8 protein-coding genes are annotated in these 9,642 nt (G+C 62.9%); 5 read left to right on the top strand and 3 right to left on the bottom strand.

Going from position 1 to position 9,642, the window contains the following annotated elements; all coding sequences use genetic code 11:
• Positions 1-84 precede the first annotated feature (84 nt).
• Positions 85-1,089 (bottom strand): NAD(P)H-dependent flavin oxidoreductase, encoded by a 1,005-nt coding sequence (locus FFS18_RS12495; protein ID WP_137871071.1) that lies wholly within the window; start codon positions 1,087-1,089, stop codon positions 85-87.
• A 190-nt stretch (positions 1,090-1,279) separates the two neighbouring features.
• On the opposite strand from FFS18_RS12495, the gene FFS18_RS12490 reads away from it, so the two are divergent.
• From FFS18_RS12490 to katG, 4 genes are all read left to right on the top strand, one after another.
• Positions 1,280-1,450, top strand: a complete 171-nt coding sequence (locus tag FFS18_RS12490; protein WP_137871070.1) for a YezD family protein — start codon at positions 1,280-1,282, stop codon at positions 1,448-1,450.
• Positions 1,451-1,540: 90 nt separating this feature from the next.
• Positions 1,541-4,069, top strand: coding sequence for a TonB-dependent receptor (locus FFS18_RS12485; RefSeq protein WP_137871069.1), 2,529 nt, complete (start codon positions 1,541-1,543; stop codon positions 4,067-4,069).
• A gap of 58 nt (positions 4,070-4,127) precedes the next feature.
• Positions 4,128-4,352 (top strand): hypothetical protein, encoded by a 225-nt coding sequence (locus FFS18_RS17490; RefSeq protein ID WP_171005306.1) that lies wholly within the window; start codon positions 4,128-4,130, stop codon positions 4,350-4,352.
• 300 nt (positions 4,353-4,652) lie between these two features.
• Positions 4,653-6,845 carry a catalase/peroxidase HPI gene (katG, locus tag FFS18_RS12480; RefSeq protein ID WP_137871068.1) on the top strand — a complete coding sequence of 731 codons (2,193 nt, stop codon included), beginning with the start codon at positions 4,653-4,655 and terminating at the stop codon, positions 6,843-6,845.
• A gap of 137 nt (positions 6,846-6,982) precedes the next feature.
• On the opposite strand, the gene FFS18_RS12475 is transcribed toward katG, so the two are convergent.
• Positions 6,983-7,399 (bottom strand): DUF3703 domain-containing protein, encoded by a 417-nt coding sequence (locus FFS18_RS12475; protein WP_120216974.1) that lies wholly within the window; start codon positions 7,397-7,399, stop codon positions 6,983-6,985.
• 183 nt (positions 7,400-7,582) lie between these two features.
• Between FFS18_RS12475 and FFS18_RS12470 the strand changes: the two genes are divergently transcribed.
• Complete coding sequence (locus tag FFS18_RS12470; protein ID WP_137871067.1) at positions 7,583-8,170, top strand: inner membrane-spanning protein YciB; 588 nt, start codon at positions 7,583-7,585, stop codon at positions 8,168-8,170.
• A gap of 155 nt (positions 8,171-8,325) precedes the next feature.
• Here FFS18_RS12470 and FFS18_RS12465 read toward each other — a convergent pair whose 3' ends face one another.
• Positions 8,326-9,573 (bottom strand): aspartate kinase, encoded by a 1,248-nt coding sequence (locus FFS18_RS12465; protein WP_137871066.1) that lies wholly within the window; start codon positions 9,571-9,573, stop codon positions 8,326-8,328.
• Positions 9,574-9,642: the final 69 nt, after the last annotated feature.

The following is a 9,642-nucleotide window of genomic DNA, read 5'->3' as shown; positions in this document are numbered from 1 at the left end:
CAGCAACGCTCGCGAGCAAAGCTGCGACGATAATCTTCCGCGACATATTCATGTTCCACTCCCCAACCGCGATACCATGCGGCGTCAACCCCGGGCGTGCAACGCGGCTTCGGCCTGTTGCACCAGAGATGCGACGATTTCCGCCACACTCTCTTCTTGGGATACCATACCGACAGATTGCCCTGCCATTAACGAACCATTTTCGACGTCGCCGTCGATCACTGCGCGGCGCAGCGCGCCCGCCCAATAATGCTCGATTTCCAGCTGCGCCTGCATCATGTCGACTTCGCCCGCGTCGAGCTTGTTGGCGACCTCGCGCTGCTTGGCGGTGAAGGCTTCGGTCCCGGCGTTTTTCAGCGCGCGGACCGGGATGACGGGCAGGCGCGGATCGATCTGGACGCTCGCGACGGCTTCGCGCGCCGATGCGCGGATAAACGCCTTCTTGAAATTGGGGTGGGCGATGCTCTCGGTCGCGCAGACGAAACGGGTACCGAGCTGGACGCCCGAGGCGCCCATTTCCAAATAGGCAGCGATCGCTTCGCCGCGGCCGATGCCCCCGGCGACAAAGATCGGCACCTCGTCCGCCAGCGTCGGCAGGATTTCCTGCGCCAGCACGCTGGTCGATACCGGGCCGATATGGCCGCCCGCCTCCATGCCTTCGATCACCAACGCATCGACGCCCGACCGGACCAGCTTTTTGGCGAGCGCGAGCGTCGGGGCGAAACAGATCACCTTGGCGCCCGACGCCTTGATCGCCTCCAGGCTGCCCTTGGGCGGCAGGCCGCCCGCCAGCACGACATGGCCGACGCCATGCTTGGCGCAAACCTCGATCAGGTCGAACAATTGCGGGTGCATGGTGATCAGGTTGACGCCGAAGTTCCGCGTCGCCAGCGCCTTGGTCGCGGCGATTTCGGTGTCGAGCAGGTCGGGCGTCATCGCGCCGCAGGCGATCACTCCAAAGCCGCCCGCGTTGCTGATGGCGCTGACCAGATGGCGTTCGGAAACCCAGCTCATCGCGCCGCAGAGGATGGCATAATCGCTGCCGAGCAGGTCGGTCCCGCGCGCCATCAGTTCGTTCATTTTGCTCATTGAGGTTGCCTTTGCCAGCACTGGGACTCGCGCGCAATCCCTGGCGGACACAGGGCAATCGGCCCGTCGCGTGCTGGAATCCGTTTGGCGCAGCAACCGAACCTTTCGGCGCAGAAAGCAAATCAAGCATTGTCAACTAAAACACTTGGCATATGCTTGGGCGGCGAATCCATCAGGGAAAGGATTATTCATGCGTTCATCCACGGAGACCGACAAAGACGGATCCGAACAGACGCCTCGCGCGGTGCAGACCGTGCTCGATGCGCTTCAGAAACTGAAATTTGGTGCCATCCAGCTGACCGTTCACGAAGGTCGTCTGGTGCAGGTCGATGTGACCGAACGGCACCGCTACCCCAACTGAACTTTCAAAATCTCCCAAGGGGGCTCTCCCCTCATCCTGCCGCAGACCGGACCACCGGATGTGGCAATTTCTTTGCAACAGGAAATTGTCATGACCGCAAAATACCCGTTCGCCCGCCGCCGCGCGCAGGTCTCGTCGCTCACCATTTCGCTTCTTCTGGCAATCGGAGCCACGCCCGCCGCGGCTGAGGAGGTGTCTGCCGCCATTGTGGCGGAAGAGGGGGCGACAGCCGCCACGCAGATCGACGACGACGTCAGCCGCGGCGACATCATCATCGTCACAGCGCGCCGCCGTCAGGAAACCGCGCAAGAGGTGCCGGTCGCGATTTCGGTCATTCGCGGCGATTCGATCGAGGCGACGGGCAACTTCAACGTCGTGAAGCTGCAACAGCTCGCCCCGACGCTTCAGGTTTATATCACCAACCCGCGCAACACGTCGGTCAATATCCGCGGCATCGGTGTGCCGTACGGCCTGACGAGCGACGGGTTCGAACAGGGCGTCGGCATCTATGTCGACGACGTCTATAATTCGCGCGTTGCCGCCGCGACCTTCGACTTTCTCGACGTCGATCAGGTCGAGGTGCTGCGCGGGCCGCAGGGGACGCTCTATGGCAAGAATACCACCGCGGGCGCGATCAACATCACGACCAACCAGCCGACCTTCGATTTCGAGGGGCGCGCCGAAGTCAGCGTCGGCAACCTCAACTACCGGCAGGCGAAAGCCGCCGTGTCGGGGCCGCTGACCGACAAGATCGCCGCACGCATCGCGATCGCCGCGACCAGCCGCCGCGGCACGTTGTTCAACACGCGCACCGATCGCTGGATCAACGAACAGGACAATCTGGGCCTGCGCGGCCAATTGCTGTTCCAACCCAACGAGGATCTCAGCATCACGATCGCTGGCGATTACAGTCAGCAGGACCCCGAATGCTGCGGCACCGCCTTCGTCCGCGTCGGGCCGACGCAGCGGGCGCTGAACCGCCAATATGATGCAATCATTGCACGGCTTCAGGCCGCCAACCCCGGCTACAATTACACCGTCCCCAGCCGCAATGTGTACGACCGGTTGACCGACATCGACGCCAGCCTGAACGCCGGCAACAAGATTGGCGGCGCATCGCTACGCATCAAATGGGACGTCGGGCAAGGCACTCTGACCTCGATCACCGCTTGGCGCTTCTGGGATTGGCTGCCGGAGAATGACCGCGACTTCACCGGCGCGTCGGTAGTGTCGCGGTCGCAAAATCCGTCGCAGCAGGACCAGTACAGCCAGGAGTTTCGTTACAATTACGAAGGCGACACGATCGATTTTGTCGCCGGTCTGTTTGCTTTCCGGCAGCGGATCGATACGCAGGGGACCGAGCAGCAAGGCATCGACGCGACGCGTTACAGCTTGGCGCCGTCGACCGATCCGAACAATGTCTACAACCGGCCCGAGGTGTTGAACGGCCTGACCGCGTCCAACACGCAGTTCCTGAAGGCCGACAGCGCCGCTTTCTATGGACAGCTCAGCTACAAGCTGACCCCCGAACTGACCATCCAGCCGGGCATCCGCATCAATTATGACAAGAAGGAAGGCTTTTATCAGCGCGTGGTGACCACGGGTGCGGGGCAGGTGATTGCCAGCTGCGCGCCGGCGGCGACCGCGGGCAATGCGGTGCTCACCGCACAGTGCGGGGTTTACCAGCCGCAGCTGACCGAGCCGTCGGTCAGCGACTGGAATTTCAGCTATGATCTGAACGTGAACTACAAGGTCGCGCCCGACGTACTGGCCTACGCCACTTACGCGAAAAGCTTCAAGACGGTCGGCATCAACCAGAATGGCTTGCCGCTCGATACCAACAACCAGCCGGTGCTGAGCGCCAGCACGGTCAAACCGGAATCGGTCAATCATTTCGAAATCGGGCTCAAGACGCAGTTCCTGAACCGTCTCGCGACCTTCAACCTCACCGCCTTCCGGACCGAGATCAAGAATTTCCAGGCGACGGTGAACGGCGGCCAGTTCGGCACGGTGCGCGGCTATCTGGCGAACGCCGAAAAAGTGGTGTCGCAGGGTATCGAGGCAGACTTCAAGATCCGCACCAGCGACCGGTTCACCGCTTATGCCAACGGCGCCTACACTGACGCCAAATATAAAAGCTTCACCAATGCGCCATGCCCGCCCGAACTGTCCGGGGGGACGTTCCAGCCTGCCAATGCCGCGCCCGATTATTCGCAGCCCGGCGTCCCCGGTGCGCTGAGCCCGCGGCAGTGCGACATTTCGGGCGCCGACCTGCCCGGCGTATCCAAATGGGCCTTTTCCTATGGCGCGGAAACCAACATCCCCGCCACGTTGCTTGCGAAGGACGGCCAGGTCTATCTGGGGGTCGATGGCAATTATCGCTCGCGCTGGAATTCGAACGCGTCGCCGTCGATCTATACCGATGTGAAGGGTTATGCGTTGACCAACTTTCGCGTCGGCTTCCGCGCTGACGGGTTCGATATTTTCGGCTGGGTGCGCAACGCCTTCGACGTCAATTATATCGAAACGCTGCAAGTGGCGCCGGGCAACGTCGGGTTGATCGCCGGGCAGCCTGGCGACCCGCGGACGTGGGGCGGGACGGTCAAGTTCAGTTTCTGACCCGGCCCATTCGCCGGACACAGAGAAGGGGGCGTTCCGCGAGGAGCGCCCCCTTTTCATGCAGGCTGATCGATCAGTGCTGCTGCGGGTTGCCGCGGTCCTGATCGGACCGCTGGCCGCCCTGCTGGCGATCCTGGCCGCCATCCTGCTGTTGCTGCTGCTTGCGGCGTTGTTCTTCGTCGCGTTGCTGCTGCTCGTTGGGGTTTTGGTTGGCCACTTTCTCTCTCCATTTCGTCACGCCATTATGCGGGTGACATCATGCCAACCCGCTGTTCCTGCGTAATGTTGCGCGACCTCGGCGCGCTTTCGTCGGGGCGTGGCAGCAGCGCGACCAAGTCATATCATTGCCGCAACCCGCCGCTCTGTAATCGGTTCGTTCAATGACTGAATTCAGCTTATTCGGTTATGTCGATGGAAGAGGGCGGCCTATCCTTTCCATCCCAAGGCGAAAGGACGACCCAATCGACTCGCGATCAGCCAGCATCGATGCGCCTGCGGTGACCCCCCGGTCGCCCGCGCGTCATGCGCCGGTCATCCTGCCGCGCCACCCTTATCCAACGAGAACCCCCAAAGGAGAGACTGTATGAACGACCAGACCCCCATCAGCGGCGGATGCCCGGTTCACCAACCCGGCGGCGTGCGGTCGCTGCTCGGCCGCACCAACAAGGATTGGTGGCCCGACATGCTGGCGACCGAAGTCCTGACCCCGAACGGCCCGTCGAACCCGATGGGCGACGACTTCGACTATTCGAAGGCATTTGCGCTGCTCGACTATCAGGCGTTGAAGGCCGACCTGACCGCGCTGATGACCGACAGCCAGCCGTGGTGGCCCGCCGACTATGGTCATTACGGACCCTTCTTCATCCGCATGGCGTGGCACGCCGCAGGTACCTATCGCACCGCTGACGGCCGCGGCGGCGCCAACAGCGGGCAACAGCGCTTCGCGCCGCTCGACAGCTGGCCCGACAACGGCAACCTCGACAAGGCGCGCCGTCTGCTTTGGCCGATCAAGCAGAAATATGGCAACAAGATCAGCTGGGCCGACCTGTTCATCCTGACCGGCAATGTCGCGATCGAAAGCATGGGCGGGCCGGTATTCGGCTTCGGCGGCGGCCGCGCCGACGTGTTCGAGCCCGAGCGCGACATCTATTGGGGCAGCGAAGACAAGTGGGTCAACGAAGGCGTCCAGACGCGCATCGATCCGGATAAGGGCATGGACGCGATCGAAGGACCGCTGGCCGCGATCCAGATGGGTCTGATCTACGTCAATCCGGAAGGACCGGGCGGCAATCCCGATCCGCTGCTGTCGGCGCGCGACATGAAGGAAACCTTCGAGCGCATGGCGATGAACCATGAGGAAACGGTCGCGCTGACCGCGGGCGGCCACACCTTTGGCAAAGCGCATGGCAATGGCGACGCGTCGCTGCTCGGCGCTGCGCCTTCGGGCGGCGACCTTGTGGCGCAGGGCTTCGGCTGGGTCAGCAGCCACGAGAGCGGCGGCGTCGGCGAGCATGCCGTAACCAGCGGCATCGAAGGATCGTGGGTGAACACCCCCACCGAATGGTCGGAGAATTACTTCCGCCTGCTGCTCGATTATGATTATGAGCTCGTCCACTCGCCCGCCGGCGCGCAGCAGTGGCAGCCGATCAACCAGAAGCCGGAGGATATGGCCCCGGCGGCGTGGGATCCGAACGTCAAGGTTCCGACGATGATGACGACGGCCGACATGGCGCTCAAGATGGATCCGGAATTCCGCGCGATCAGCGAGAAGTTTCGTAACGATCATGAAGCGTTCAAGGACGCCTTCGCCCGCGCCTGGTTCAAGCTGTGTCACCGCGACATGGGCCCGAAGGTCCGCTACCTTGGCCCCGAAGTTCCGGCCGAAGACCTGATCTGGCAGGATCCGATCCCCGCGGGCACGATGCCGTCGGACGCCGAAGTGGCGGCGGTGAAGGAAAAGATCGCCGCGAGCGGCCTGACCGTCAGCGAGCTGATCAAGACGGCTTGGGCGTCGGCCAGCACCTATCGCAAGTCGGATCATCGCGGCGGCGCCAATGGCGCGCGCGTGCGCCTCGCGCCGCAGAAGGATTGGGAGGTCAACGAACCCGCGCTGCTCGCCAAGGTGCTGAGCACGCTCGACGGGCTGCGCGGCAATCTGTCGATCGCCGACACGATCGTGCTGGGCGGCGTCGTCGGGCTGGAAAAGGCGATCAAGGACGCGGGCTTCAACGTCGCGGTGCCGTTCATCGGCGGGCGCGGCGATGCGACCGCGGAACAGACCGATGCTGCCAGCTTCGACGTGATGGAGCCCGAAGCCGATGCGTTCCGCAACTATCTGGGCAAGAAGAAGCTGGCGGTGAAGACCGAGGAAATGATGCTCGACCGCGCGTCGCTGCTCGGCCTGTCGGTCCCCGAAATGACCGTCCTGATCGGCGGCCTGCGCGTGCTGGGCGCCAATCATGGCGAGCGTGGTCACGGCCACTTCACCAAGCGGTCGGGACAGCTCACCAACGACTTCTTCGTCAACCTGCTCGACATGACCAATGTCTGGAAGGCGGTCGACGGGTCCGATGACCAGGAATTTGTTGCCACCGACCGCAAGGGCGGCGGTGAAACCTGGCGCGCGACGCGGGCCGACCTGGTGTTCGGCTCGAATTCAGAGCTGCGCGCGGTCGCTGAAGTCTATGCGCAGTCCGACAATGGCGAAAAGTTCGTCAAGGACTTCGTTAAGGCGTGGACGAAGGTGATGAACGCCGACCGGTTCGACCTCGCCTGATCGGCACCAGCCGCACAGACGACGGGTCGCGGACCCGCCCCCGGGGACATGGGCCTGGGGGCGGGTCTTTTCTTTGGTGTTGCAACAGGGCTTGCGTGCAGGCGTCAGCCAGCGTCAGAGCCCCGGCAGCGCGTTCCTTACCGATAGATCAGATAGGCCGCGACAATCGCCGCGAGCAAAAAGCCGCGCAGGATCAAGCCATTGCGGAGCGAATGGCCTTCAAGATGGGATTGCAGGTCCGCCGGTATCGGCATCGGCCGGGTGGCGGATACGTCGGCGCCGCCGGTGTTGCCGACGGGCACCCAACCCGCGAGGTGAAAGGGGCCCGCGCCGATCAACCGGACAAGCTGACCGCGCGCCTCTTTCGCGTCCGACCGTTTCAGGGCAAGCCGCAACATATGATAATGCGTTCGGATATGGGTCACATACCAGCGCTGGCCCAGGATATGGGCGCGTTCCAGATGCCGGGTAGCGAGGGCAAAGTCGCCGGCCGCTTCGGCTGATCGGGCGGACGCCATTTCGCTGGCAAAGGCTGCTTTGACCGCCGATTTCATAACGAACACCTCCAAAGTGGGTGCTTGGGGCTACCATAGGAATTGGGTTTCGATCGAGAACCTAATCATACCGGTACATGGCGTGTCGCCCATGTTAACGGCGTAAATTTATACTTGACCGCATCGGTCTCGTCGATCAATGTTTACGGCGAAAACATTTGATTCGCGACAAGAGGATGCGGCATGCGAACTTTGCTCTACGCGATCGGCCCGATGCTGTTCGATTCGCTGGGTGTCATCCTTTTTGCGGTGCTGCTGGCGACCGGGGCTGGGATCCTGGTTGCGACGGTGGCGGGCACGGCGGTTGCGCTGGCGGTCGTCGGCTACGAACTCGCGCGCGGGCGCAAGGTTGCGGCGTTGCAATGGATCAGCCTGGCATCGGTACTCTTCGCCGCGGCCGCCACACTCTTCACCGGCGATCCGCGCTTTGTGATGGCGAAGCCGACGATCGTCTATCTGATCGTCGGAACCGTGATGCTGCGCAAGGGCTGGCTCAATCGCTATATCCCGCCCGAGCAACTGGCGTTGGTCGGTGATGTGATGGACCGGTTCGGCATGATCTGGTCGGCGATGATGTTTGCGAGCGCAGGGCTAAACCTGATCATCGCGATCTTCTTCACCGCCTGGTGGCCGTTGTTCATCGGCGTCTTTCCGCTGACGTCTAAATTCGGCCTGTTCGCGGTCCACGTCGCGGTGGTGCATTTTGTAATGAAAGGCCGGCTGCGGCGGATGGCGGGGGATGAGGCAGCGATAGCGGTTGCTGCCGAGTGAGCGCGGGATGGTCGCTCAAAGCCTATATCGTCATCCCGGCGAAGGCCGGGATCTCAACGGTGCATCAAAACGCGACGGCGAGATCGTGTAGGGAGTCACGTGCCTCCCTACACCCTTCGCCGGGATGACGATCGAAAAATGGGCTTGGGCAATTCTTACTCGGCGTCCAGCCCGTAAGCCGTGTGCAGCACGCGCACCGCAAGCTCGGTTTCATCCTCGTCGATCAGTACGCTGACCTTGATCTCGCTGGTCGAGATCGCCTGGATATTGATCCCTCTATCCGCAAGCGCGCGGAACATCGTGCTTGCGACGCCCGCGTGGCTCTTCATGCCGACGCCGACGACGCTGATCTTGGCGACCTTGTCGTCGCTGATGATGCGGTTGAAGCCGATCTTTTCCTTCGCGCCCTCGAGCAAGTCGATCGAGCGCAGCAAGTCAGTGGCGGGAACGGTGAAGGTCACGTCGGTCTCGCCCTTGTCGCGTCCGACATTCTGGATGATCATGTCCACGTTGATGCCCGCTGCAGCAAGCGGGCCGAAGATGTTCGCTACCGCGCCCGGCTTGTCGGGCACGCGCGTGACGATGATCTTCGCTTCATTCTTGTCGTGGGCGATGCCGGTGATCAGCTGCCGTTCCATCTGATGTTCCTCTATTTCCTCGTCGCTGACGATCATCGTGCCTTTTTTGGGAGCCTCGTCGCCTTCGACGAAACTCGAGAGCACCTGCACGCGCACGCCCTCTTTCATCGCCAGCCCGACCGAGCGGGTTTGCAGCACCTTGGCGCCGACGCTCGCGAGTTCGAGCATTTCTTCATAGGTGACATAATCGAGCTTGCGCGCGCGCGCGACGATGCGCGGGTCGGTGGTATAGACGCCGTCGACGTCGGTGTAGATGTCGCAGCGATCGGCCTTCAGCGCCGCCGCAACCGCCACGGCACTCGTGTCCGACCCGCCGCGGCCGAGCGTCGACACGCGGCCATCGTCCATCAGCCCCTGAAAGCCCGGAATCACTGCGACCTCGCCCTTCGCCATTGCGGCACCGAGCGCGCCGGTGTCGATGTCGGCGATGCGCGCGCGCGCGTGCGCTTCCTCGGTGCGAATCGGGAGCTGCCAGCCGAGCCAGCTGCGCGCGGGGGTTCCCATCGCCTGCAAGGTCAGCGCGAGCAGTCCCGAGGTGATCTGCTCGCCCGCCGCGACGACGACGTCATATTCGGCGGGGTCGTAGCGCGGATTGGCCTCGCGGCAGAAATTGACGAGCCGGTCGGTTTCGCCTGCCATGGCCGAGACGACGACCGCGACCTCGTTACCCTGCGCGACTTCGCGCGCGACGAGTTTCGCCACGGTGCGAATCCGCTCGGTGCCCGCCATCGACGTGCCCCCGAATTTCATCACGATCCGCGCCATCTCGCCCCGCTTTCCTGAACTGGTTCCAACCGCGACTTTTCCAAGCATTTCCGCGGCGCTCGCGTCGTT

Origin of the sequence: Sphingopyxis sp. 2PD, assembly GCF_005503695.1 — a bacterium.
GTDB lineage: Bacteria > Pseudomonadota > Alphaproteobacteria > Sphingomonadales > Sphingomonadaceae > Sphingopyxis.
The sequence above is the reverse complement of the archived record's forward strand: the minus strand, read 5'-3'. Positions and strand labels throughout refer to the sequence as shown.

Excerpts from the sequence above, each read along its gene's own strand:
- FFS18_RS17490 (WP_171005306.1), top strand. The coding sequence starts at position 4,128 with ATGCAGGCTGATCGATCAGTGCTGCTGCGGGTTGCCGCGGTCCTGATC.
- FFS18_RS12485 (WP_137871069.1), top strand. The coding sequence starts at position 1,541 with ATGACCGCAAAATACCCGTTCGCCCGCCGCCGCGCGCAGGTCTCGTCG.
- FFS18_RS12495 (WP_137871071.1), bottom strand. The coding sequence starts at position 1,089 with ATGAGCAAAATGAACGAACTGATGGCGCGCGGGACCGACCTGCTCGGC.
- katG (WP_137871068.1), top strand. The coding sequence starts at position 4,653 with ATGAACGACCAGACCCCCATCAGCGGCGGATGCCCGGTTCACCAACCC.
- FFS18_RS12465 (WP_137871066.1), bottom strand. The coding sequence starts at position 9,573 with ATGGCGCGGATCGTGATGAAATTCGGGGGCACGTCGATGGCGGGCACC.
- FFS18_RS12470 (WP_137871067.1), top strand. The coding sequence starts at position 7,583 with ATGCGAACTTTGCTCTACGCGATCGGCCCGATGCTGTTCGATTCGCTG.
- FFS18_RS12490 (WP_137871070.1), top strand. The coding sequence starts at position 1,280 with ATGCGTTCATCCACGGAGACCGACAAAGACGGATCCGAACAGACGCCT.
- FFS18_RS12475 (WP_120216974.1), bottom strand. The coding sequence starts at position 7,399 with ATGAAATCGGCGGTCAAAGCAGCCTTTGCCAGCGAAATGGCGTCCGCC.